Source organism: Epilithonimonas sp., assembly GCF_032054305.1.
Lineage (GTDB): Bacteria > Bacteroidota > Bacteroidia > Flavobacteriales > Weeksellaceae > Epilithonimonas.
The window spans coordinates 14,309-37,523 of record NZ_DAMBSX010000006.1; the positions used below are offsets into that span (position 1 = coordinate 14,309).

Below are 23,215 nucleotides of genomic sequence, written 5' to 3' on the forward strand. Positions count from 1 at the left end.
ATTTTGATTGATGTTGAAAGGTTTTTTGATATCAAAAATTGAATCTTGGCGCAGCGCGTAAGGGATAGTAGTGGATATCCTTTTTCTGTTCTCTGAACAGGAAAAGATAGGAACGGATAGCCCGACCCGAGAAGTTGCTGAGCATTGGAGAGGGATACGCCCGAAGTATTGGATAATTAAAAATTAATTCATAAATTCGTAATAATCAAATACTTAATTATTATGGGAAAAGGTGACCAAAAATCCACCAAAGGAAAAAGAGTACGCGGAAGCTATGGCAAAACGAGACCCAGAAAATCTTCTCAACCAACGGCTGTAACAGAAAAACCGACCAAAGTAAAAGCTGAGCCAAAGCCGAAAACAGCGAAACCAAAAGCTGAAAAAGCCGAGGAAACCGAAGAAAAACCAAAAGCAAAACGAACAAAAAAAGCCGAAGAATAATCTTCGGCTTTCATATTTTTAATAAGGAATTTATTTTCCAAAAATGCTTCCCAACAATCCACCAAGTCCGCCTTGTTGAGATTGTTGCTGATTTCCACCTCCAAGAACGTTTCCTAAAATATCTCCTAAACCTCCGCCAGAAGATTGAGTTGCTCCTCCAAGAACACTTCCAAGAATGTTACTCAATGGGTCGTTGGAAGCCTGAGCCTGCTGAGAAGAATTTCCAAGAATTCCACCTAATAAATCTCCTAATCCACCGCCTGAAGTTACATTGCTCGCTTGCTTCTGCTGACCGATATAGCCCATGATAACTGGTGCCAGAGTCGCCAGGATAGGACCAATCTTGTCCATAGAAATCCCAGTATTCTGAGATAATTGATTTTCTACGTTAGCTTTTTCTCCTCCAAAAATATGACTCAAAATAGAATCTCCCTCTTTTTCTCTGTCAAGAGCTTGTGAAGGATTGTTCAGGATACTTCCGTCGTGGTCTCTGTCTAGAGCTGCGTTTAGTTTGTCTGCTTCATCGGCATTTTCTGATTTCTTTTTCAGATAGCTGATGACCAAAGGCGCTGCTACGACAAGAAGTGCAATGATTTGATTTTTGCTGATCCCGAATTTGTTTTCAGCTTGTTCAGCGACTTGGTTTCCAGCGCTGCCGGTAATAAGGTCTAATAGACTCATAATTTATGTTTTTAATTTGTAAACCAAAGATAAAAACATTTGGCAATTTCTGCAGAAAAAATTTTAATTTTTAAAAATAGGAACATTGCTGCAAGCTTCTCCAAACATCAGAGACTTTACAAGAGGTTTCAGTTGTTCCACCAATTCAACATAAGCATTGTTCGGAATAAACTCGTCACTACAGCCTTTTACAAGAACACGCTTATCTTTCAACTCAGAAAAATCGTAAGTTTGAATGGCATTATGCATCAACAGAACTTCCAAATCCTCACGGTTGCCAAAAACAATTTTCTTCGCAGCATCCGTAATTTTTGAAGTGATCAGAAAGTAAGCCCACAAAGGGATAATCACATCCTCTGAGCAAAAAATATACACATAAGCATCTCTGTAAACTTCCTCATCAATGTTTTTGATTTTTTCACGGAAGTCTTTTTCCTTCAGGATCATACCTTCCCAAAGAAAATCTTTGATGTCGATTCCCAAGCGTTTCCCTTTCGGAACCAGATCGGAAATATCAAAATTCACCAATCCGCTTCCCGCCACTTTATTTACGATTTCTTCCATTTTGTAATTTAAATAATTTTTTTGGAGCTTAATCCCGCTATCCGCTATATCTTATTCTTTTTTTGCCAAAAAAGAATAAGGATGCCACTACTATCGGGGCTATGGAATTTGTCTGTAAGCACAAATTTTCCCAGAGTTAGAACTTTCCCAATCCTAATCGCTCAAAAAGCTTTAATTTTGTTCAAAGTTAATTATTTTGAACGGAAAACTTCTTTAGATTTATCTATCGAAAAGACTTTCAAAATCTAAAAACCCAGAAACCTTGAAATATTATATAATAGCAGGCGAAGCATCCGGCGATCTGCACGCTTCCAACTTGATGAAAGCCATCAAACAAAAAGACCAAAACGCAGATTTTCGTTTTTGGGGTGGCGACCTGATGCAGAAACAAGGTGGGACTTTGGTAAAACATTACCGTGATCTTGCTTTTATGGGCTTTCTGGAAGTGGTTCAGAATCTGAAAACCATTCTTAATAATATCAAATTCTGTAAAAAGGACATCCTGGAAGATAGGCCGGATGTTTTGATCCTGGTAGATTATCCGGGATTCAATTTGAGGATTGCAAAGTTTGCAAAAGAATTGGGAATTAAGGTTGTTTATTATATTTCGCCTCAGCTTTGGGCCTGGAAAGAAGGTCGTGTAGAAACAATCAAAAAATATGTCGATGAGATGCTGGTGATTCTTCCTTTTGAAAAGGATTTTTACAAAAAGCATCAGGTTGAAGCGCATTTTGTCGGGCATCCATTATTAGATGCGATTGAAGGTTTGCCATCGATTGATATTCAGGAATTCAAGAAGGAGAATCATCTTAACGATAAAGAAATCATTGCACTTCTGCCAGGTTCCAGAAAACAGGAAGTTTCCAAAATGCTGGAAATAATGTTATCTGTGAGAAATGATTTTCCGGATTATCAGTTTGTGATTGCCGGCGCACCAAGTCTTGATAAAGATTTTTATGAGCAATTTGTGGATGATGATGTTCATTTTGTTTCCAACAGAACTTACGATTTACTAAGATGTTCCAAAGCGGCTTTGGTCACTTCAGGAACTGCGACTCTGGAAACTGCTTTGCTAAATATCCCTGAAGTAGTCTGTTACAAAGGAAGCCGAATCTCTTACGAAATCGGAAAGCGATTGATCAAGAATATCAAATATATTTCTCTGGTTAATTTGATTATGGATAAAGAAGTTGTGACGGAACTTATCCAAAATGATCTGACTACTAAAAATCTCGTTGAAGAGCTTAATAAAATCCTCAATACTAATAAAAGAGACGAAATTCTGAATGATTACGGTATTTTGAGAACAAAATTAGGTGGAACCGGAGCCAGTCAAAATGCGGCTGAAATTATAGTAAATAAATAAAAATGAAGATTTTAAAATCATTATTATTCTGTCTTTTATTTCCAATAATTGTATTTTTAATAACATATGTTCCAGCTTTGGTAATTGGGAAGAAGGAATTCTCTAACGCAAGACTTATTATAGAAACCGTTTTACCAATCATATTGATCATAGGATTTTGCAACTCCATAATACTCTACATTGCCGATAACTTCAAAATAGTAAGATACAAGAGATTGGTAAGTTTTTCACCGATATTATTCTTAATACTTCTTATTCTAATTTTGAATTTGAATTCAGATTCTGTTTTGATTGCTTTGCCAATCTTAATAACAAATCTTATTTGGAATCTTACAATTAAAACAAATTATATGATTGAAGTACAATCTCAATTAAATAAGATAGAATCATTCCTACCGAAAATCCATGTGACCAATGAAAAAGTTTCCAAAGCGTCGGTTGGCTGGCATTTGGAACATTCTTTATTAATTCTGAATGGAAGTCTGAAAGGTCTCACAATGACCAATCCGGACAATTACAATCCGAAATCCAGCATTAAGAAATTTGTGTTTCTCAATTTTGGATTGATTCCGAGAGGGAAAATTAAATCTCCAAAGCAATTCATTCCATTAGAAACTCCAACCAAGGAAAGTGTCGAAAAGTTTTTGAATCTGGCAAAAGAGAGATTGGAAGCTGTGAAAAACCTCTCTGCAAAATCCTATATTACTCATCCTTTTCTCGGCGACCTCGATAAAAAAGCAACGCTCATATTTTTACGTCTTCATACCAATCATCATTTGAAGATTGTTGATGATATTTTGAAACATTAATTCTCGCAGATTTTGCTGATTAAGCAGATTTTTATACTGAATTTGTATATTTAATAAAAATTATTATTAATTTAGAGAATCAAATAAACACAAATGAATGACCGAAAACGAAATTTCTTACAAAGTAAGAAAAGCCATTTTTAATGTATATAATGGTTTAGGACCCGGATTATTAGAATCTGTTTACCATAAAATTTTAATTTATGAACTAGAAGACTTAGGATTGGATGTTAAGTCTGAAGTTTCTATGCCAATAATTTACAATCAAGTAACTTTTGATTGTGAATTTAGAATTGATATTTTGGTTGAAAATAAAGTGATTGTTGAAATCAAATCTGTTAAGGAATTAGAGAATGTTCACTTCAAGCAATTATCAACCTATCTCAAATTATCAGATAAGAGATTGGGCATCTTGGTAAATTTTAATTCGGATAATATTATAGACTCTATAAAAAGAATTGCAAATAAAATTGAGAATTAAAAATGAAAATATCTGCTTAATCAGCAAAATCTGCGAGACAAAATAATAAAAAACACAAATGAACTTCAATGAAAAAACAGCCATTATTGATATTGCTGCTATGCTTTATTATTGGAATTCTGTTCCAGGACCACCTGATTATGAGTCAGGTGCTCGTTTTTTCGCTTCTAATAATCTTGGCGGCTTCTCTTTTTTCAATAGCAATCAGGAAACGATTTTTTCAACAGATTAAATATTACTGTCTAGGATTTTTCTTTTTCTCAATCGGCATTTTTGTCCATTTTCAGAATTCTCAAAAACCTGGTTTACCAATTCTCAGAAACAAAGAAACCATTGTTTTTCAGCTTGACAAGAAACTCAATTCCAATGAGAAGAATAGAAAATATTATGTTGAGATTCTTGACGTTTCGGATTTAAAACAAAAAGAGAGTTTCCCTTTCAAAACAGTTATCAGTATTCCAAAAGATGTTGAAGCGTTAGATTTTGAACATTATTATAAAGCTGAAGTTTACATCCATCAGCCGGAAGAAGTCAGGAACGATTTTCAGTTCGATTATAAAAAATATCTGGCAAGACAAGAAGTTTATTTTCAAGCCTATCTTCCAAATGATATTCTGAAAACCGAAAAACAATCCGTTTCTTTTGAAGATAAAATCAAGCAGAAACGTTTGGATATTCTGAATCAAATCAATCATTCGTCTTTATCTCCAAAGATTCAGGAGTTCCTGAAAGGTATTATTCTGGCGGACAGAACCGAGATGGATTCTGAAACGGTCAAAGATTTTAATCAAACCGGATTGGTTCATCTTCTGGCGATTTCCGGTTCGCATATGGCGATTATTTTCTGGATAACATTGTTGATTTTGAATAAAATTGTTACTGTGAAGTTTCGAAAAGTTTCCATTGTTCTGAGTATTCTTCTGATTTGGACATTCGCCATTTTCATCGATTATGGAAGCTCTGTGATGCGAAGCTGTCTGATGATTACGTGTTATTATGTGATGGTTTTGCTGCAGAGAAAATCGGACTTGCTACATTCTTTAGCGTTATCGGCTTTTAGTCTTTTGATTTTCGATTCAAATCAGCTGTTTGATGTTGGCTTTCAGTTGAGTTACGTTGCAGTTTTGGGAATATGGTGGCTGACGAATCCAATCAAGAATCTATTCGGAAAACCAAGATCAAAATCGGAAAAGTTCTTTTACGGAATCTCCGCAATGACTTTTGCAGCGCAGATCGCGACTTTGCCTTTGGCGATATATTATTTTCATCAGTTCTCTTTTATTTCAGTCCTAGCTAATCTTTTTATTATTCCGTTGTCAGAATTGATAATTGTTTCTTCTTTGTTGATTGTGATTTTGATTGCTCTTGGATTCAATAATATTCCGTTTATCTATAAAGGTTTTGATGTTTTTGTTGAATGTGTTTTAAAATTGATTCATTGGTTTTCCAGCTTCGAATCGTTGATGACGAGAAATATTTCGCTTAATATTTGGGAATTGATCATTCTACTCTTAACAGTTTACTTTTTAAAATACTTAATCCAAGACTTTTTAAATCCGAAGAATCTGTTGAGGTTCGGATTTTGTCTATTGCTATTTTTCGCAGTAAGAATTTCATTCAGTATTTTTAATTATAACAAAGAAGAAATGCTTGTTCACAGCTATTACAAAGAGAAAATCGTGAGCGTCAAAGATAAAGACCAGGTTACATTTTGGATGAAATCAAATAAAAATGAAGACAAGATTCGGGGCTTCGTTATTAATCCCTATTTGACTTCAAGACGAATCAAGGGATTTAAAATCAATTATATTCCTTCAGATTCGGAAGCTTTTGTTTATCAGGGAAAACAATATAAGCTAGAATAATTAAATTTATTTAAAAAGCGTCCGTGTATCTTTTTTTGAAAAGTACGGACGTTTTAAGTAACCGACGTACGTTTTTGACGACCTTTGCAAACGCTCTGTTCATCGGGTTTTCAAAAGGCCAATTTTTCACATTTATCCTTATCAAAAAAGGTCAAGCTGTTTGGTTAAAAACATCAAGACCTTTTTATCAAAACATCAAGTTGTTTTAATGAAAACATCAAGACCTTTTTGACTGCCCCTGCAAACCCTCTGTTCATGGGACTTGCAGAAGGTCGTTTTTCTGACCTTAAGAATATAAAAAAGCCTCAAAAATCTGAGGCTTTTTTATTACGGATAGATGTGAAAAATCTATTTCACAATGACTCTTTTCACAAAGCCTTCCGAAGTTTTTACCAGGTAAACCCCTGTGGAAAGTCCGGATGTATCGATGGTCAAAGCATTGTTTTCTTTAGACAGCATTTTGCCGGACATATCATACAGCTCGTAACCCTGAGCTCTGTTAAAATACAGGATGTTTCCTTTGTTCACAGGATTCGGGAAGATGTTGAAGGTTGCTTTTTCGTTTTTCACATCACCCGTTGCCAGCTCCGGAGAAAGCGCTACTTCGTACATTGATAGTGTCCCGCTGATTTCATTGGCGATTACCACGTATCCTTTCCCGGTTGTCGTGTTTTGAGGAGCAATGTAGGTAATGCCTTCCGGGCCGTTGTCTCCACCATACGCAGATGTCATTCTGGAGTGTTTGTAATCGGTAAACGTCACGTTGTTCGGGTCGGTTACGTTATAAACCATTACACCGCCTGTTCTTTCCAATGTGATAAACGCGAAAGTCTGTCCGCCAATCGTTCCAAGTGCCACGCCTTCCGGCTCAGGACCTTTTGCACGGCTTCTCGCTTTGGCGCCATTTGCTTCGTTGTCTGCATTGAAGATCAAAGGGTGATTGGCTGCGATATATCTTTCGAACTGATCGCCACTATCATAGACGATTTGTTTTGTATCCGCATTGAAAATAGAGAAAGACCTTGCTCCCAAAGCATTGATTTCCTCAAAATTCGGATTGGAATTGGTGTTTCCGTTCACATTCGTCACCCGGAATCTTCCCAGGTTGTGGGATGCTTTCAGGATAGGAGCGTTCGGGAAGTTATTTGGATTCAGAACATAACCATTGGCTCCAACTGTAGTTCTCTCGCTGAAGCCGCCTAAATCTTTTTCGTCGCCTTCGTTGGCTGTCACAAGATAGTTGGTGTTTCCTATTTTGAAAGATGCCATTGCATCCGGATTATAATAAGCTTTTACAGGCCAGTTTGCAATCAGGATTTCGCCATTGTTATCAGAAGCATCGAAGCCATTTCCGGGAAGGCTCATGTCTTTTTTGCCCAATCCCCAAAGGTTTCCTAAACTGTTGGTCGTAAGGTCAACCTCAATGATACCGTTGTTTTCCTGGCAAGACACCCAGGCTTTCTGACTGTCTGAACTTATGGCGATATATTCCGGCTCCAGATCCTGAGCTAATGTGCTCGTTGACTTTACCTTTCTTCCGCCTGACGCTATGAATGCCGCTTCCTGAGTGTTGTAGCCTGCAAAAGAAAGTGTGGTTACATTAGCCTGTGAAATATTGGCAACGCCTGATGAAATATCAATAATACTGATAGAACCTTCCGGGTCAACCGTGTAAGCATCATTTGGTTCGCCCTCGTTGGCGGTCATTACCTTTTTGCCATCCGGTGTGAAAGTTACCATATCCGGTAAAACACCAACCGTTAATTGTTTCTGGAAATTTCCATTAGTGTCAAAGAAAACTACGGAACCATTGCTTTGAGCGTCCGTTCCATTAGGAGATGCTACGGCCAGAATCCCGTTTTTCACAGCGATACTGGTGATTCCCCCGTATGGTTTCATATCAACAGTTTTGATGACCGTTGGTGTCGTCGGATTGGAGAAATCGATGATGTCGAAAACATCCGTCAAAGAGCTGATGGTGAATAATCTCTGCGTTGCCGGGTCGTGAACAACAATCTCTGTAGAGCTGTTGCCGTTACTGGAAGGGTCAAAACTTCCGATGTAATTTAAAGTGATTTGGTTTGATGGCGCTGGTGCTGGTTTATCATTATCAATAATATAAACGGTAGAAGAAGCGTCTCCTGAAATCGTAGCGCCAACAGGGTTTTCAAGACTTAGAACAAAATATTCTGCCTGTTGTTCTTGTGTAGCATCATCAATGATCGGAATATTAACGGTATAGGTAGAAGTTCCGGGAACTATATTAATAGTTTCAGAAGTAAATGTATAATCATTGCTGTCTGCGGTCCCGAAAGTTGGTTTCGCAACCAAGTTGACAGTTGCGTTGGAAGGATTGTTTACATTGATTTTGAATACCAAAGTTCCTGCATTTTCATCAACTTTAATTAAAGTTTTGTCTAATGAAATGCTTGTTCCCGCCGTTGTGAACGTACTCGGAGTTGAAGCTGTTACAGCATTGTCGCTTTCATCTTCAACCACATTTGGTTTCAATGCCAAATAATAAGTTTGATTAGGATTTAAAGCTGCAGTTGGGATAACTGTGATTTGATTATCTGCAAATGTCGTTGTGAATGGAACATTATTTCCGGAGACATTATTTAACTTCAATTCAACAAGGTTCTGAGCATTGGCAGAAGTAATCGGTGAGTTATCAATCAGTCTCACATTCTCATTGAATTTGATTGTCGGATTAACGGTTGTAGAAGCGTTATTCACATTATTTGCCGGCGAATAAGTTACGGTAGGCGCAGTTGTATCAGTTCCACCGATGTTATTTCCATCCACTGTGAAATTGTCAAATCGGTTATTTCCTACGGCACCGCCGGCGCCTTGAGTAAACTGAACTTTAAGTTTGAAATTAGGATTGTTGGCAATGCCTGCAACACCTGAAAAATCAAAAGTGATCAACTCCGGATTGGCATCCTTTGAAACAACAGTTTGATATTCAAGAAAATTAGTTCCATCCAAAGAGTAGGTCCATACTTGGTTTCCTGCACCAGATCCAGACCTTCTCGTTGAGAACTTTACAACCACATTATTATAACCGGTTGTCGGGATATTGAATTGGATGTTTCCATTGATAGGATAATTGTATCTCAGATGTGTTCCGGAAGCATCTCCGTTTCTGGCATTCAGGTTATCCGCATTGAAGTTTTGGCCAGTTCCTCCTGCAAAATCTACAAAAGTATCCGTACTTCCTGTGCCTGTTGAAGTAGCGTTTATGGAACCATTTACTAGAGTGGAGGTCGGCGTGGTAATGGCTGCAACATTCGCATTGTTGTTGAAGTTCCAGTAATGGATTAATGTTTGTGCCTGGGTTGAGCCATAAAACATAGCAGCAATCGGCAAAAGACCTTTGAAAAGGTAATTGTTTTTCATTTTTACTTTTATTTAGATTTGAGCAAAAATGCTTATAATTATCGGTCGATATTTTAATTAAATCTTAAAAAATATTTAAGAATTTTTAATTAATGTTGGGTTAATCTGCGAAATGTTTAACGCATAAAAATGCCGGGAACATTATCAAAATATTTCCGGCATCTGTTATATTAATTTTATCTTTTTATTAATTATAAGGTCGCTACAATCTTGCTTCTGACCTGTGGGGCTACTTTTTCCCCGAATAATTGGATAGAATTCATCATCACGTCGTGCGCCGGGTCCCCAACATCCATATGTCCGATGAATCTTGTGAGGCCAAACAACTCTTTCATCTCGTTGATTTTATCAGAAACCTCGTTGGCATTTCCGATGAACAAAGCACCATCTTTGCTTCTTCCGCCTTCATATTGTTCCTTGGTGTAAGGTGCCCAGCCTCGGGTTCTGCCAATTCTGTCCATCTGGGACTTGTAGTTGAAAAAGTATTGGTCAATATCTTTTTTGTCATCGCTCACAAAGGTGTGCGAGTGGATGGCGATCTGCATTTTGCTTTCGTCGTGTCCGGCTCTCAGGTATTCCTGTTTATAAAACTCGATGAGGTTTTTGAACTGTCTCGGCATTCCGCCGATGATGGCAACAATTAAAGGTAATCCTAACTTCGCTGCTCTCAAGACAGATTCAGGAGTTCCGCCCACGGCAATCCAAATCGGTAGCACACCATTGTTGAAGGCTCTTGGATAAACCGTTTGATTTTCCATTGGTCTTCTTAAGATTCCGCTCCAGCTGACGTTTTCTTCATTGTTGATCTTCAATAATAAATCCAGCTTCTCTTCAAACAACTGATTGTAATCTGACAGATCGTAACCATACAAAGGAAATGATTCGATGAAGCTCCCTCTTCCTACGAAAATCTCTGCACGACCTTTTGATATCAAATCAATCATCGAGAAATCCTCATAAACTTTTACAGGTTCTGATGAGCTTAGAACTGTTACGCCACTCGCTAATTTGATGTTATTCGTGATGCTTGCAGCGGCTGCCAGAAGAATCTCGGGAGAAGAAACTGCGTAATCTGCGCGGTGATGCTCGCCCATCGCAAAAACATCCAGACCAACCTGGTCCATCAGTTTTACCTGTTCAAGGATCTCGTTAAGTTTTACGCTTGCATCTCTATATTTTCCGGTTTTTGTGTCAAGAGCAACATCTCCGAACATCCCAATTCCTAATTCCATAATAGTCTCATTTTTTTATATCACAAAAATAAAACTTAGAGATTTGTCAGACATTGATTCATGTTAAGAACGCATACTTTCCAAATATCCTAATCCTTTAGTTTTAAAAATTGCTTTTCAAAAAGATGATAGGACAAGAAAGATAGTACTACTGTGGTTATTAATGATATAATTGTTATAATGAACCAATTCCATCCCAATTGGGAACCAATTTTGCTAAATAAATTTATACAGATCGTATGGATCAGGTACAACCCATAAGTGTATTTCCCAAGCCATGCAAAAATACTTTTGTCAGAAATCTTGAAAACATTCTTTCCCCCTAAAGTAGATAAGATCAGTAAAGAAAAAAGTGATGCAAATAATAACGAGCTATATTTCTCATCCTGAAGAATACCTGAGTTGGATAAAAAAACAATTGTAGCTAATACTATCAATGCAAAAAGGTATTTGTAGGTAGAAGCTATTTTTTCTGTTCGTTGAAGAATGTCTTTCCTGAATATAAAAATATATGCTGGGATAGCCCCGAAAGCGAAGTAATCTATGTTGGTAAGGATGTCACCAGTAGGAATGTTATAGATTTTATAAATTATTTTGGAAAGAAAAGTAATTATTATACAAATGATGATCAGCTTAGGGACATTTTTTAATGAGATGAAATAAAAGACCAGTCCCCAAATGATATAGAAGTGCTCTTCTATGCATAATGACCACATGACCCTTAGAGGTGATACATTTGGGAAATCATGCTTATACATCATAACATAATTTTCTAGAAATGTAAGTGTGAAAAACCAGTTTGGCTGATAACCTTCATTAGAATAAGGGAGTTTTAATATATTCAGAATAAATGGAGTGCAGAAGGCAAACAGAACCATTGCATAATATAATGGCCAAATCCTTAGAATTCTTCTTTTAAAAAAACTCTTTAATGGAATCCTGTTTTGGTTATTTATCTTTTCTAAAAGTAAAATATAGGTGATCAAAAAACCGCTCAGGACGAAGAAAAAAGAAACACCAATCCCTCCTGCGTTAGAAAAATAATGTAAAAAATTATCTTTAGGAATTGGACTATGATGCAGGAAGACTAGCAAAAAAGAGATAAATCTTAAAGAATCGAAAGTGTGGAAATGCACTCTGCTTACTTTTAAGGAACTCATTTGTTTTTCTTCTGAGAGAGGTTAGAGTAGATGCTCTTCACAAGTCCGTCGGCAACAGAGATTTTCGGGACATAGATTTGTTTGATGTCTGCCCACGACATCACATTGTTGAAGATTTGTAAAGCCGGAACCAAAACGTCGGCGCGATCTTCGCGGATCTGGTAAAGTTGCATTCTCTCTTCTACGGAAAGGGTTTGCATCTCTTTCAAATATTTTTTGATGACAGACACGGGCATTGGTCTGCCGTCTTTGGTTTTGCTGAGAGAGAAGATTTTATTGATGTTTCCTCCTGAACCAATCGCAACGACTGGTTTTTTACTCTTGATTTTGTCTTTGATCTCATCCTTCATTTCTTCCCAAATATTCGGAGTTACCAAACCGTTGAGCAATCTGATTGTTCCAATATTAAAGGAATGCTCGTACTTCATTTTATCATTTTCGTAGAAAGTAAGCTCCGTAGAACCACCTCCGACATCTACATAGAGATAAGCAAAATTTTTATCAAGACCTTCGGCAACGTGATTTTCGTAAATCAATGTTGCTTCTTCATCTCCGGTGATGATTTCTATATTAATGTCAGCTTCCTTTTTTACAATCTCAATAATCTCTTGTCCGTTTTTCGCATCACGCATTGCACTTGTAGCACATGCGCGGTAATGCTCAACTTTGTACATCGTCATCAGTTGGCTGAAGATTTTCATCGTATTGATGACCATTTGTTTCCTTTCAGTACCGATCTCGCCATTGCTAAAAACATCAAAACCCAGCCTGAGAGGAATCCTCAGAAGATTCAGCTTTGTGAATTCTGTTTTTCCTCGGGTTTCCTTGACTTCATTAATTAGTAATCTTGCGGCGTTACTGCCTATGTCTATAGCGGCAATTATCATTTTTCTTGAGACGAATTAAAGGATAAAATTAGTAAATTATTAATATTTCTGATTTTTGAGATAATTGTAGGTTTCTATCTGTGATCTGTTTTTATTTTTCTTGTCAGATTCTACATATTCGTTTCTCATGTTTTTATCCAGAATTCTGGCTTTTACATTGTCTTGAAGCTGGATCTCTAAAAGTTCTTTCAATTCTTTTTTCAGGTTTTTCTGCAAAATTGGTGTTGCTGCCTCTATACGATAGTCGAGGTTTCTCGTCATCCAGTCGGCAGAAGAGATGTACATGTTTTCTGCTCCTTTATTATAGAAATACATTACTCTGGCATGTTCCAGATATTCGTCAACGATACTTATAGCGTGGATTTTTTTCTTGAAACTTTTTTGGTTCACAGCGCAATAGATTCCTCTTACAATCATTTTGGTGTCAACGCCGGCATTGGCTGCTTCGTAAAGTTTTAGAATTAATGTCTTATCACTTAAGGAATTGACCTTGATTATCATTTCAGCTTTTCTTCCGGCTTTGGCTTCTTCGATTTCTTTGTCGATATGAGCAATGATCCTTTCTCTCATAAACTGAGGACAAACCATCAAACTTTTACAGGTTTTCAGAACTGCTGTCGGATCAACTTTTGGTTTATTAAGAACATTGAATACTTTATTAATGTCTGCCATTATTGCCCTGTTGGATGTCATTAATAAATGGTCTCCGTAGATTTTGGCAGTTTTCTCATTGAAGTTTCCAGTACTCACAAAACCATACTGGATCGTTCTATTGTTGACTCTTTTCTTGATGACACACAATTTGGCGTGCACTTTTTTATTAGGAATACCAAGGAGGACTTTTACACCTTCCAATTCCAATCTGTCTTTCCATCCAAGGTTATTTTCTTCATCAAATCTCGCTCGCAGTTCCAACATTACCGTTACTTCTTTTCCATTTCGAACAGCATTGATCAAAGTGTTCACGATTTTAGAACTTGAAGCCAATCTATAGGCTGTGATTTGGATTGATTTCACATCTGGGTCCATTGCAGATTCTCTCAGCAGGTCAATAACAGAATCGTAAGAATGGTAAGGAAAAGTCAGTAAAACATCTTTTTTGATAATGACATCCGTGACTCTCTGTTTATTAGCAAATTCCGGGTGGATGAAGGATGTTCTTTCAACAGTTTTTTGATAAGCTTTGAAAACATCAGGAAAATCCATAAAATGTCTGAAGTTATGGATCTTCTGCCCCGGAATAATACTGTCTTTTTTGGTAAGATTCAGTTTTTTAATAAGAAATTCCAGCAGAGCTTTATCCATCTCTTTATCGAAGACAAAACGTGTTGGTTTTCCTTTTCGGCGACTTTTGACTCCTTTTTCAATTTTGTCGGCTAAGGTTGTTTTGATATCATTGTCAAGGTCAAACTCGGCATCTTTTGTCACTTTAAAACAATGCGCAGTAAAATCATCATAACCAAAATAAGAGAAAATATGCGGAAGATTATAAATGATGACATCTTCCAAAAGCATCACATCCTTTTGTTCTTTATCTTCCGTTGGTAGCAAAACAAATCTTCCGTTTGCAGTCACCGGAACTTCTATAAAAGCATATTGACTTTCATACTGCCATTCTTTTCTTCGCATTGCGATACCGATGAAAAGACTTTTTTCCCGAACATAAGGAAGCGGTTTATTATCGTGAAGTAAGATTGGAATCACGTTGGATTCTACTTCTTCATCAAAATATTTGACAACGAATTCTTTTTGTTCTTCAGTAAGATGTTTATGGTCTTTGATGAAAACCTTTTCCTTCGCCATTTCGCGTTGGACATCTTTCCATGTTTTGTCAAAATCCTCCTGTTGGTTGATAACAAGCTTGTTTATTTTTTGTAAAATTTTGGAAGGCGCATCATAAAAAGACTCTGCCAAAACTTTTTGTTTGAAGTCCATTGCACGTTTTAATCCTGCAACTCTTACTCGGAAAAATTCGTCAAGATTATTAGAGAAAATTCCAAGAAATCTGATTCTGAGATGTATAGGAACGCTTTTGTCCATTGCTTCCTGCAAAACTCTGGCGTTGAAGCCCAACCAAGTGACGTCGCGCGGATTAAATTCTTGTGCCATTATAGGGTTTTTGATGATCTCAAAATTAGTAAAATCCATTGTATTAATTTGGGTTTGTAAACTACAATGTTTTTGTTCCAAGCTATGTTTCTAGAATGTCAATTAAATTTCAAATAGAATGGGAACACCTATAAAATCTATGTTTTTTAAAATTAATTAAAAAATCAATAAAAATCTATTGTTGTTTTGAAAAAATTAATACATTTGCTTCCCTTTTATTGAAAATTTAAAAATATGAAGAAAATTCTATTAACATTAGTAAGTGTTTTTTGCCTGAATGCTTATGGACAAAGAACTTGTGGGACAAGTAAGAAGATGGCCGAGTTTTTTGCTGCTAATCCAGAAGCAGCTGCGAACAGAGCTGCTTTAAAAGATTTTTTAGTAAATAATAAATCTCAAGTCAACAAAAAAGCTGGCGTTGTTACAATCCCGGTTGTTGTGCACGTGTTATATTCAAATGCTACAATGAATATTTCTGATGCTCAGATTGCTTCTCAGTTAACAGTGCTGAATAATGATTATCGTAAACTGAACTCTGATTTTAGTACAATTGTTCCTGCTGGTTTCCAAGGCGTAGCTGCTGATATGGAATTGGCATTCTGTATGGCAACCAAAAAACCTGACGGTTCCACAACTACAGGAATAGAAAGAAAATCTGTTGCTTCAGGATTTAATTTCGATGACAATTATTATAAAACATCTGGGTTGGTTGCTTGGGATCCGACAAAATATCTTAACATTTGGGTTGGAAATATGTCAGAAGATTATTTGGGTTGGGCATATTTACCAGATTCTGCTGGTGCAGCTTATGATGGTCTTGCGATTGGGTACAAACAATTCGGGACGACAGGAACTGCAGCTTATCCGTATAACTTAGGAAGAACCGCAACTCACGAGATTGGACATTATTTTGGATTGGAGCATCCTTGGGGTTCGGTTGAAGATTATGGAGATTCTCCTGTTAAAAGTAATTGTGGTAAAACTGGTTGGGATGATTTCTGTGCGGATACGCCAGCGACTTAATATCCTCACTTTACTAAACCAACGAATGTAAATATTTATACTTGTGTTTCTACAACACTTGGCGCAATGTATATGAATTATATGGATTATGTTTATGACAGACAAATGGCAATGTTCTCTAATGACCAGAAAACAATCGCTCAGAATACAATGGTTGGTCCAAGAGCAAGCTTGCTAAATTCTAATGCTTGTTCTCTTTTAGCTGTTGATGACGTAGAAAAATCTAATTCAATTAGTCTTTTCCCGAATCCTGCTGTTAATTATATTTCAATTGCTTCGCCTTTGGTAAAAATCAATGAAGTAGAGATTTTCGGAAATGATGGAAGATTAGTGAAAAGAGCTAACATCAAAAATGAAACAGATAAAATTGATGTAAAAAGTCTTCCTATTGGAACTTATTATGTAAGAACATATGATAATGGTAACTTCGTCAAGTCAATGAAGTTTATCAAACACTAAACTAACTAAAAATTTGACTTTAATGAAACTCTGCTTTACAGCGGAGTTTTTTTTTGTTAATGACAATTTGTCACTTTTTATGTCGTGGTACAAATATTGAGAATTGCAGATTGTAATCATTAATAATAACAAAAAATAACATATAAAAATGAGTAAAATAATTGGAATTGACTTAGGTACGACCAACTCTTGCGTTGCAGTAATGGAAGGTAAAGATGCTGTAGTTATCCCTAATGCAGAAGGTAAAAGAACAACACCTTCTATCGTAGCGTTTACAGAAGATGGGGAGAGAAAAGTAGGTGACCCTGCAAAAAGACAAGCTGTAACCAATCCAAAGAAAACGGTCTATTCAATCAAAAGATTTATAGGAACTCACTTCAAGGAAGATGCTCAAGAGATTTCAAGAGTACCTTACGAAGTAGTTGCCGGACCAAACGATACTGTAAAAGTAAAAATCGACGACAGAGAATATACACCACAAGAGATTTCTGCAATGACGCTTCAGAAAATGAAGAAAACTGCCGAAGATTATCTTGGACAAGAAGTTACAAGAGCGGTAATTACTGTTCCAGCTTACTTCAATGATGCTCAAAGACAAGCTACTAAAGAAGCTGGGGAAATTGCAGGTCTTAAAGTAGAAAGAATCATCAATGAGCCTACAGCAGCAGCTTTAGCTTATGGAATGGACAAAGCTCACAAAGACCAGAAAATTGCGGTTTACGATTTAGGAGGTGGTACTTTCGATATTTCAATCCTTGATTTAGGAGACGGCGTTTTCGAAGTATTGTCTACAAACGGTGATACGCACTTAGGAGGTGATGATTTTGATGATGTGATCATCAACTGGATGGCTGATGAATTCAAAGCTGAAGAAGGCGTTGACTTGAAATCTGATGCAATCGCATTACAAAGATTGAAAGAAGCAGCTGAAAAAGCAAAAATAGAGTTGTCTTCTTCTCCTCAAACTGAAATCAACCTTCCTTATATCACAGCTACGGCTTCGGGTCCTAAGCACTTGGTTAAGACTTTGACTAAAGCTAAATTCGAACAATTATCTGCAGATCTGGTAAGACGTTCTATGGAGCCGGTTGCCAAAGCATTGAAAGATGCAGGTCTGTCAACTTCAGATATCGACGAAGTGATCTTGGTAGGTGGTTCTACAAGAATCCCGATCATCCAGGAAGAAGTTGAAAAATTCTTCGGTAAAAAACCTTCAAAAGGTGTAAACCCAGATGAGGTTGTTGCTATCGGAGCGGCTATCCAGGGTGGAGTTTTGACAGGGGACGTTACAGACGTACTTTTGTTAGACGTTACACCGCTTTCTTTAGGAATCGAAACTATGGGTTCTGTTTTCACTAAATTAATCGATGCGAATACAACTATCCCAACCAAGAAATCTGAAGTTTTCTCTACAGCGTCTGACAATCAGCCTGCAGTAAGCATCAGAGTGGGACAAGGTGAGAGACCAATGTTCAATGATAATAAAGAGATCGGTAGATTTGATCTGACAGATATTCCACCAGCACAGAGAGGCGTTCCTCAGATCGAAGTAACTTTCGATATCGATGCAAACGGAATCTTAAGCGTTTCTGCAAAAGATAAAGGAACTGGTAAAGAACAATCTATCAAAATCCAGGCATCTTCTGGTCTTTCTGACGAAGAAATCGAAAGAATGAAGAGAGAAGCTCAGGAGAACTCTGCAGCTGATGCTAAGAAAAAAGAAGAAGTTGAGATCTTCAACAAGGCGGACGGATTGATCTTCCAAACTGAAAAGCAATTGAAAGAATTCGGTGATAAATTGTCTGCTGACAAAAAAGCAGCAATCGAAACTGCTCACGCAGAATTGAAAACCGCTTTCGAAGCTAAAAACGGAGATGATGTGAAAGCTAAAACCGAAGCTCTAGACGCAGCTTGGATGGCAGCTTCAGAGGAAATGTATGCACAAGGTCAACAAGCTCAAGATGCAGGCGCTCAACAAGGTCAGGCAAACGGAGCAGAAGATGTTCAGGATGCAGACTTCGAAGAAGTTAAGTAGTTATTGATTAATATTAATTAACAAAATATAGAAAATCCCCACAGGCGTATGTTTGTGGGGATTTTTGTTTTTTCAAAGATTTTTGATTTTGTGCTTTTTTAAGTGTTTTTTATTACACATTTGTACCATATTTGTACCGGCACTTAAGCAGAGAAGATGTGGCACTTAAGATTTTTTTTCTTACCTTTAGTTTTTCTATATGTATGATTAAAAGGATTAAAAGAGAATGTCTGCATTGTTCGCAGGAATTTATACCTAAGACAGTAACTTCATTTTATTGTCGTGAGCAGTGTATAAAAAATGCTTACCAGAAAAGAAAGCGTCAAGAAAAATTAGAATTAAAAAGACAAGAACTGATTGATCAGATTCCTTTAGATAAAATTCTCTTGACAGTCCCTGAAGCTGTTTTACTCTTTGACATTGCAAAAAGAACACTTTATAGACTTATCAAACAAAATGTAATACCTTCTATTAATGAAGGAACTCGTTTAATAAAAGTAAATCGTGAAGTTTTGCAAGAAATGTTTCCTCCGGCATCTAAAGAAAAGATTGAAAAGAAAAATTCTAATCCTAACTTGTATGATCTTTCTGAAGAGAATTGCTATACTATTGGTGAGATTTCCAAAAAATTTCAGTTACACGATACGAGTGTATACAAGCATATCAGAAAGTACTCAATTCCCACCCGTCAAATTGGTAATTATGTTTATGCTCCAAAAAGCGAGATTGACAAATTATATAATGGTACTATAGATTAAGCTTATGAAACAACTTTCAAAAACTCAAGTTACAGTTAGATTGCGTAAAGCTGAGGATAGAAATGAATGGTATGTCTATTTGGAGAGTTATCCTGTATTTATTGCTGGAAAAAATAAACCGCAACGTTCTAGGGAGTATCTCAATAGAATTGTTTATACGGTTGAATGGGATAAAAAAAGAACAAGCAGAACTAACCTAAAGGACGGGACAAAAGCCTTTAAACCAAAGCGTGATGATAATGGAATTATAGTTTGTAAGAGTGAGCGTGACAGGGAGACAATGTTATATGCTGATGGAATTCGTAAACTACGCCAAAAAGAATATGATAATGTCGACTTGTATAGTGATAGCGATGCTATTAAGGCCGAATTGCAAGAAAAACAAAAAGAAAAATTTATAGATTACTGTAATAGGTTGCTAAAGAAAAGACACGGCTCAAATAATAGTTCTGATTCAATTAGAACTAACTGGAGGTGTTTAATTGAATTTATTATAGAGTTTTCCGGAGATGATTTAAGATTTTCAAAAATTGATTTGAGTTTTGCTGATGATTTTAAGCTTTATCTTTTATCGGCGCCCTATCGCGGAAAAAAGAAAGGAATTCTTTCAAATAATAGTGCTGCAACGTACTTTTCTATTTTTAAGGCAATAGTTTCCCAAGCTTTTATTGATGGTTATTTTATAATTGACTTATCAGCAAAGATTAAAGGTATTGGAGAGCAAGAATCTTTCCGTGAACATCTCTCTTTGGAGGAACTTAATCTTTTAGTAAATACTCCTTGTGAAAATGATGAATTGAAAAGAGCATCTTTATTTTCTGCACTGACAGGGTTAAGACATTGTGATATTAAAAGGCTTAAGTGGAAAGAAATTGATGTTCAGTCAAATAGAATCAAAATTCAATTTAGACAAAAGAAAACAAAAGGAGTCGAGTATACACCGATTTCTGAACAAGCAATTCATTTATGCGGAACTCCGAGACTTCCCGAACAGCTAGTATTTGAAAATTTACAAGATAGCTCTTGGATTTCGAGACCTCTCGAAAAATGGGTCAAATCAGCTGGAATAACAAAGCATATAACTTTTCATTGCTTCAGACATACTTTTGCAACATTGCAGCTTTCTTTAGGAACAGACATTTATACAGTTAGTAAAATGCTTGGACACAGTAAAGTTACAACAACTCAAGTTTATGCTAAAGTAGTTGATGAACTGAAAAATAGAGCAGCTGGAGCTATTAAGCTGGATGAAAATATTTTAGAAGAAAACCAAGAAATTATACAAGCAAACTAATAAATATGAAAGTCAAAAATTTTGAATTAATATGTATGTATTTACCCATTATAGTGGTATGTATCCTTTTAGGAACTCAAGTCAGAACATATTTTATCGATAAAGGGTCCGATGAATTTACGGCAAATATCTTTTTTATAGTCGTGATTTTCGTAGGTGTTGTTATTTATTCAGGTCTAACATTGTTTTTGCATACTATCTATGAAATTATAAGCAGAATTATTACTAAAAGAAAAAATCTAGTTTTGGTTAATGAATTCTTTTCTGGACCTGTTACTATTGCTGATATTAAAGAAGATTTAAAATTTAAAGAAGTTGTAAAGTTCGATAATAAGCTTGAGATTGCATTAAGATATACAAAGGAGCAATTTGCGCTATACACATCTGTTAATGATTTAGAAAACCTATGCAGCTACATTACAAAGTATGCTAAGAAAGAAAAAATAGAAAATTTTAGCCCTGTAAGGGTTCACAAATTATCTAATATGGATTTGTATCATTTTGGCTGGAACATTTGGAAGCACTTTGATAGGCGAAATCAATATGAAGTAGCATTGTTTTTAAAAGAAGTTTTTCAACATTCACTAAAAGATGTTGAAACGGACTCAATTAAAAGTCATTTAAAAGATGATGATGAAAAAGGTATCATTAAAATAAAAAGAGATTTAAAATTTTAGTATAATAAATATCTTAACTCCTTGCATAGTCGTAGCGATTATTGAGCATTTACTAATATTTCTGAAGCTATCCATTTACGAACTTAAATGTCGGGAATATTTCAAAAAATTATAATACATTATTAATAGTTAAATTTTTTTAGAAGAAATTTTATCATAAATAGATTTTACATAAAATGAAGAATGTAGAGAATATTCCTTTTTTACTGCAACAAATTGAAGGTAAATTAAATTCGCTATCTATAGAACAGGATAAATTAGATAATCCTCTTTTTGATATAGAAGTGACCAAAAACGAAATCTTACGGATCGAAAGTGAAATTGACCCGATAAAGAAAGAACTTATATCTTATACTGATATTCAGAGGCAGAAAGAATTAATGAGGATTCGTCTAACAGAGTATATGGATGTACTCGGCAAAAATCACGATCTCCCTTTTTCAAAAAGTCAGGGGCGTATTGGAGAATTAAATTTTTATCTAAAGCCCCTTGTTGATATCAGAAGTATTTTGAACAACGATTTGACAACTGGTATCAGCGTTAATTTAGCCCTGACAAAAGATCCATCTGATGCAGTCTTTGATGCAGAATCATTTAGAGAAACTCTTTTTCAGCAAAGACATAGTATTATCCAAGCAAACAATATCTTTCAACTCTTTGAAGTGTGCAGAAATTTCCTTGAAAAGATAAAGATAAATTATAAGTAATTTTTTTATTGGATAATGTCTTCATTGTAATGGATTCGCCACTTCGGATTGTACTGAGGTGAAGTTAACTGATAGTCTAAGTAAAAATCATAATCACTATTCATTGCCAGAAATTTACTGTAAAACTCTTCTTTATAACCTGCATTATCCAAGTAGAATCCAATAGCTTGGTGATAAGGATATACAAATGATAATTTTTTATAATGATGATGTAATTTATCTGCGTCAATTAATTGCTTTACCATAGCAAATGCATTAAGGATATTTTTTGTTCCACCGGAATATAGTGGTCTTACAGTACAGTCTATAAGTGTCTTTTCAAGATTTGAAACTTTTACTCCATTAATGAAGGTTTCCATTGTAGTACTGCTTTGATTTTTAAGAAAGTAAAATGTTTTGTCTCTGAATTGCTTTATATTTTTTGTGACTCTCTGAGGTTTACTAAAAGCTAAATCTATATTTCCTTGAGTTAAGGTGTTTTTAGGACTGGAAATGCTATCGATCTCTTCTGATAAATAGATGGCGTTGTTTTCAATAGTACTTATTTGATGCATTATTAGTGCTGAATGGTGGCTAAAGTGTGTATATTTGTTATACGCATAAACCAAGTCAACAACTTCAGGATTGGAGTCATTGAAAATATATAAATCTTGTTCTAAGGTGTAATGTTTTTGAAGTATGTATTCGCTAATTTCTTTACTTAATTTTTTGAATTTGCGAAAACTCGAAATTTCCTGTACCAAATAATCAAATTCCTTTTTATTTAAAGCCTTTCTGTGAGGACTACCAGCAATATAAGCATCAACAATCTTTTCAAAATTCATTAGTACGTAGTATTATTTACTTATGTATACATAAGAAATAATACAAAGTTAGTCTTTTTTATTTGAAAAGTCAAATGGAGGAGATTTTTATTTAAAATGTCCGTTATTTCATACAAAATGTGTAATTTTGTATGAAATAACGGACATTATGAAAAAGAAACAAATAATTTTACCCAAGTATTTGGCTCTGCTGGAACAAATGGGAGAGAATATTAAACTTGCTCGAAAAAGAAGAAAATTAACTACAGAGCAGGTTTCAGAGAGAGCCGGAATTGTACGTTCAACACTACATCTTATTGAAAAAGGTGATCCAAGTGTGGCAATGGGATCATATTTTAATGTTTTGAGAGTATTGGGTCTTAGCGATGATATTTTAAAGCTTGGATCTGATGATGAATTTGGAAGAAAATTGCAAGATTTAGAATTACTGAAATAATATAATTA

Annotated in this window: 21 protein-coding genes; 13 read left to right on the forward strand and 8 right to left on the reverse strand. The window is 35.7% G+C overall.

Annotated elements, in window-relative coordinates; translation table 11 throughout:
- Positions 1-222: 222 nt before the first annotated feature.
- The gene (locus tag RTX21_RS13475) at positions 223-441 is read left to right on the forward strand and encodes a 30S ribosomal protein THX (protein ID WP_312768515.1); all 219 of its coding nucleotides are present in this window, start codon (positions 223-225) and stop codon (positions 439-441) included.
- A 30-nt stretch (positions 442-471) separates the two neighbouring features.
- Here RTX21_RS13475 and RTX21_RS13480 read toward each other — a convergent pair whose 3' ends face one another.
- Together RTX21_RS13480 and RTX21_RS13485 are read right to left on the reverse strand one after the other, a co-directional pair.
- Positions 472-1,122 (reverse strand): DUF937 domain-containing protein, encoded by a 651-nt coding sequence (locus RTX21_RS13480; protein ID WP_312768517.1) that lies wholly within the window; start codon positions 1,120-1,122, stop codon positions 472-474.
- A 63-nt stretch (positions 1,123-1,185) separates the two neighbouring features.
- A complete protein-coding gene (locus RTX21_RS13485) occupies positions 1,186-1,686 on the reverse strand; it encodes a DUF2480 family protein (protein WP_312768518.1) in 501 nt (166 codons plus the stop codon).
- Between the two features lie 262 nt (positions 1,687-1,948).
- Between RTX21_RS13485 and lpxB the strand changes: the two genes are divergently transcribed.
- From lpxB to RTX21_RS13505, 4 genes are all read left to right on the forward strand, one after another.
- Positions 1,949-3,052: a lipid-A-disaccharide synthase gene (gene lpxB, locus RTX21_RS13490; protein WP_312768520.1), complete on the forward strand. Its 1,104-nt coding sequence runs from the start codon at positions 1,949-1,951 to the stop codon at positions 3,050-3,052.
- A gap of 350 nt (positions 3,053-3,402) precedes the next feature.
- Complete coding sequence (locus RTX21_RS13495) at positions 3,403-3,861, forward strand: DUF1569 domain-containing protein (RefSeq protein WP_312768521.1); 459 nt, start codon at positions 3,403-3,405, stop codon at positions 3,859-3,861.
- Between the two features lie 97 nt (positions 3,862-3,958).
- The gene (locus tag RTX21_RS13500) at positions 3,959-4,342 is read left to right on the forward strand and encodes a GxxExxY protein (RefSeq protein ID WP_312768524.1); all 384 of its coding nucleotides are present in this window, start codon (positions 3,959-3,961) and stop codon (positions 4,340-4,342) included.
- 68 nt (positions 4,343-4,410) lie between these two features.
- Positions 4,411-6,207, forward strand: a complete 1,797-nt coding sequence (locus RTX21_RS13505) for a ComEC/Rec2 family competence protein (protein WP_312768526.1) — start codon at positions 4,411-4,413, stop codon at positions 6,205-6,207.
- Positions 6,208-6,555: 348 nt separating this feature from the next.
- Here the strand turns inward: RTX21_RS13505 and RTX21_RS13510 are convergent, their stop codons facing one another.
- The 5 genes from RTX21_RS13510 to ppk1 form a co-directional block, all read right to left on the reverse strand.
- A complete protein-coding gene (locus RTX21_RS13510; RefSeq protein WP_312768528.1) occupies positions 6,556-9,606 on the reverse strand; it encodes a choice-of-anchor I family protein in 3,051 nt (1,016 codons plus the stop codon).
- 191 nt (positions 9,607-9,797) lie between these two features.
- Positions 9,798-10,838, reverse strand: coding sequence for an LLM class flavin-dependent oxidoreductase (locus RTX21_RS13515; protein ID WP_312768531.1), 1,041 nt, complete (start codon positions 10,836-10,838; stop codon positions 9,798-9,800).
- A gap of 89 nt (positions 10,839-10,927) precedes the next feature.
- Positions 10,928-11,998, reverse strand: coding sequence for an acyltransferase (locus tag RTX21_RS13520; RefSeq protein WP_312768533.1), 1,071 nt, complete (start codon positions 11,996-11,998; stop codon positions 10,928-10,930).
- Positions 11,995-12,885, reverse strand: coding sequence for an exopolyphosphatase (locus tag RTX21_RS13525; RefSeq protein ID WP_312768536.1), 891 nt, complete (start codon positions 12,883-12,885; stop codon positions 11,995-11,997). The genes RTX21_RS13520 and RTX21_RS13525 overlap by 4 nt, the downstream gene beginning before the upstream one ends.
- A gap of 39 nt (positions 12,886-12,924) precedes the next feature.
- Positions 12,925-14,994 (reverse strand): polyphosphate kinase 1, encoded by a 2,070-nt coding sequence (gene ppk1 / locus RTX21_RS13530; RefSeq protein ID WP_312768971.1) that lies wholly within the window; start codon positions 14,992-14,994, stop codon positions 12,925-12,927.
- Positions 14,995-15,228: 234 nt separating this feature from the next.
- Between ppk1 and RTX21_RS13535 the strand changes: the two genes are divergently transcribed.
- The 7 genes from RTX21_RS13535 to RTX21_RS13565 all read left to right on the forward strand — a co-directional run bounded on the left by RTX21_RS13535 (position 15,229) and on the right by RTX21_RS13565 (position 21,947).
- Complete coding sequence (locus tag RTX21_RS13535; protein ID WP_312768537.1) at positions 15,229-16,017, forward strand: M43 family zinc metalloprotease; 789 nt, start codon at positions 15,229-15,231, stop codon at positions 16,015-16,017.
- 66 nt (positions 16,018-16,083) lie between these two features.
- Complete coding sequence (locus RTX21_RS13540; protein WP_312768538.1) at positions 16,084-16,476, forward strand: zinc-dependent metalloprotease; 393 nt, start codon at positions 16,084-16,086, stop codon at positions 16,474-16,476.
- 148 nt (positions 16,477-16,624) lie between these two features.
- The gene (gene dnaK, locus RTX21_RS13545) at positions 16,625-18,511 is read left to right on the forward strand and encodes a molecular chaperone DnaK (protein ID WP_312768539.1); all 1,887 of its coding nucleotides are present in this window, start codon (positions 16,625-16,627) and stop codon (positions 18,509-18,511) included.
- A 158-nt stretch (positions 18,512-18,669) separates the two neighbouring features.
- On the forward strand, positions 18,670-19,269 hold the full coding sequence (locus RTX21_RS13550) for a helix-turn-helix domain-containing protein (protein WP_228370502.1): 600 nt from the start codon (positions 18,670-18,672) through the stop codon (positions 19,267-19,269).
- 4 nt (positions 19,270-19,273) lie between these two features.
- On the forward strand, positions 19,274-20,563 hold the full coding sequence (locus RTX21_RS13555) for a site-specific integrase (protein WP_002977236.1): 1,290 nt from the start codon (positions 19,274-19,276) through the stop codon (positions 20,561-20,563).
- Between the two features lie 5 nt (positions 20,564-20,568).
- On the forward strand, positions 20,569-21,240 hold the full coding sequence (locus RTX21_RS13560) for a hypothetical protein (RefSeq protein WP_002977238.1): 672 nt from the start codon (positions 20,569-20,571) through the stop codon (positions 21,238-21,240).
- Between the two features lie 176 nt (positions 21,241-21,416).
- Positions 21,417-21,947 carry a hypothetical protein gene (locus RTX21_RS13565; RefSeq protein ID WP_002977239.1) on the forward strand — a complete coding sequence of 177 codons (531 nt, stop codon included), beginning with the start codon at positions 21,417-21,419 and terminating at the stop codon, positions 21,945-21,947.
- Between the two features lie 5 nt (positions 21,948-21,952).
- Here the strand turns inward: RTX21_RS13565 and RTX21_RS13570 are convergent, their stop codons facing one another.
- Entirely contained in the window at positions 21,953-22,771 is an 819-nt protein-coding gene (locus RTX21_RS13570) for a hypothetical protein (RefSeq protein ID WP_002977242.1), read from the reverse strand.
- Between the two features lie 148 nt (positions 22,772-22,919).
- On the opposite strand from RTX21_RS13570, the gene RTX21_RS13575 reads away from it, so the two are divergent.
- On the forward strand, positions 22,920-23,207 hold the full coding sequence (locus tag RTX21_RS13575) for a helix-turn-helix domain-containing protein (protein WP_002977244.1): 288 nt from the start codon (positions 22,920-22,922) through the stop codon (positions 23,205-23,207).
- The last annotated feature ends 8 nt before the right edge of the window (positions 23,208-23,215 follow it).

Excerpts from the sequence above, each read along its gene's own strand:
- RTX21_RS13555 (WP_002977236.1), top strand. The coding sequence starts at position 19,274 with ATGAAACAACTTTCAAAAACTCAAGTTACAGTTAGATTGCGTAAAGCT.
- RTX21_RS13480 (WP_312768517.1), bottom strand. The coding sequence starts at position 1,122 with ATGAGTCTATTAGACCTTATTACCGGCAGCGCTGGAAACCAAGTCGCT.
- RTX21_RS13515 (WP_312768531.1), bottom strand. The coding sequence starts at position 10,838 with ATGGAATTAGGAATTGGGATGTTCGGAGATGTTGCTCTTGACACAAAA.
- RTX21_RS13570 (WP_002977242.1), bottom strand. The coding sequence starts at position 22,771 with ATGAATTTTGAAAAGATTGTTGATGCTTATATTGCTGGTAGTCCTCAC.
- RTX21_RS13505 (WP_312768526.1), top strand. The coding sequence starts at position 4,411 with ATGAAAAAACAGCCATTATTGATATTGCTGCTATGCTTTATTATTGGA.
- dnaK (WP_312768539.1), top strand. The coding sequence starts at position 16,625 with ATGAGTAAAATAATTGGAATTGACTTAGGTACGACCAACTCTTGCGTT.
- RTX21_RS13535 (WP_312768537.1), top strand. The coding sequence starts at position 15,229 with ATGAAGAAAATTCTATTAACATTAGTAAGTGTTTTTTGCCTGAATGCT.
- RTX21_RS13540 (WP_312768538.1), top strand. The coding sequence starts at position 16,084 with ATGTATATGAATTATATGGATTATGTTTATGACAGACAAATGGCAATG.
- RTX21_RS13520 (WP_312768533.1), bottom strand. The coding sequence starts at position 11,998 with ATGAGTTCCTTAAAAGTAAGCAGAGTGCATTTCCACACTTTCGATTCT.
- RTX21_RS13565 (WP_002977239.1), top strand. The coding sequence starts at position 21,417 with ATGAAGAATGTAGAGAATATTCCTTTTTTACTGCAACAAATTGAAGGT.
- RTX21_RS13525 (WP_312768536.1), bottom strand. The coding sequence starts at position 12,885 with ATGATAATTGCCGCTATAGACATAGGCAGTAACGCCGCAAGATTACTA.
- RTX21_RS13510 (WP_312768528.1), bottom strand. The coding sequence starts at position 9,606 with ATGAAAAACAATTACCTTTTCAAAGGTCTTTTGCCGATTGCTGCTATG.
- RTX21_RS13560 (WP_002977238.1), top strand. The coding sequence starts at position 20,569 with ATGAAAGTCAAAAATTTTGAATTAATATGTATGTATTTACCCATTATA.
- RTX21_RS13475 (WP_312768515.1), top strand. The coding sequence starts at position 223 with ATGGGAAAAGGTGACCAAAAATCCACCAAAGGAAAAAGAGTACGCGGA.
- RTX21_RS13575 (WP_002977244.1), top strand. The coding sequence starts at position 22,920 with ATGAAAAAGAAACAAATAATTTTACCCAAGTATTTGGCTCTGCTGGAA.
- RTX21_RS13500 (WP_312768524.1), top strand. The coding sequence starts at position 3,959 with ATGACCGAAAACGAAATTTCTTACAAAGTAAGAAAAGCCATTTTTAAT.
- ppk1 (WP_312768971.1), bottom strand. The coding sequence starts at position 14,994 with ATGGCACAAGAATTTAATCCGCGCGACGTCACTTGGTTGGGCTTCAAC.
- RTX21_RS13495 (WP_312768521.1), top strand. The coding sequence starts at position 3,403 with ATGATTGAAGTACAATCTCAATTAAATAAGATAGAATCATTCCTACCG.
- RTX21_RS13485 (WP_312768518.1), bottom strand. The coding sequence starts at position 1,686 with ATGGAAGAAATCGTAAATAAAGTGGCGGGAAGCGGATTGGTGAATTTT.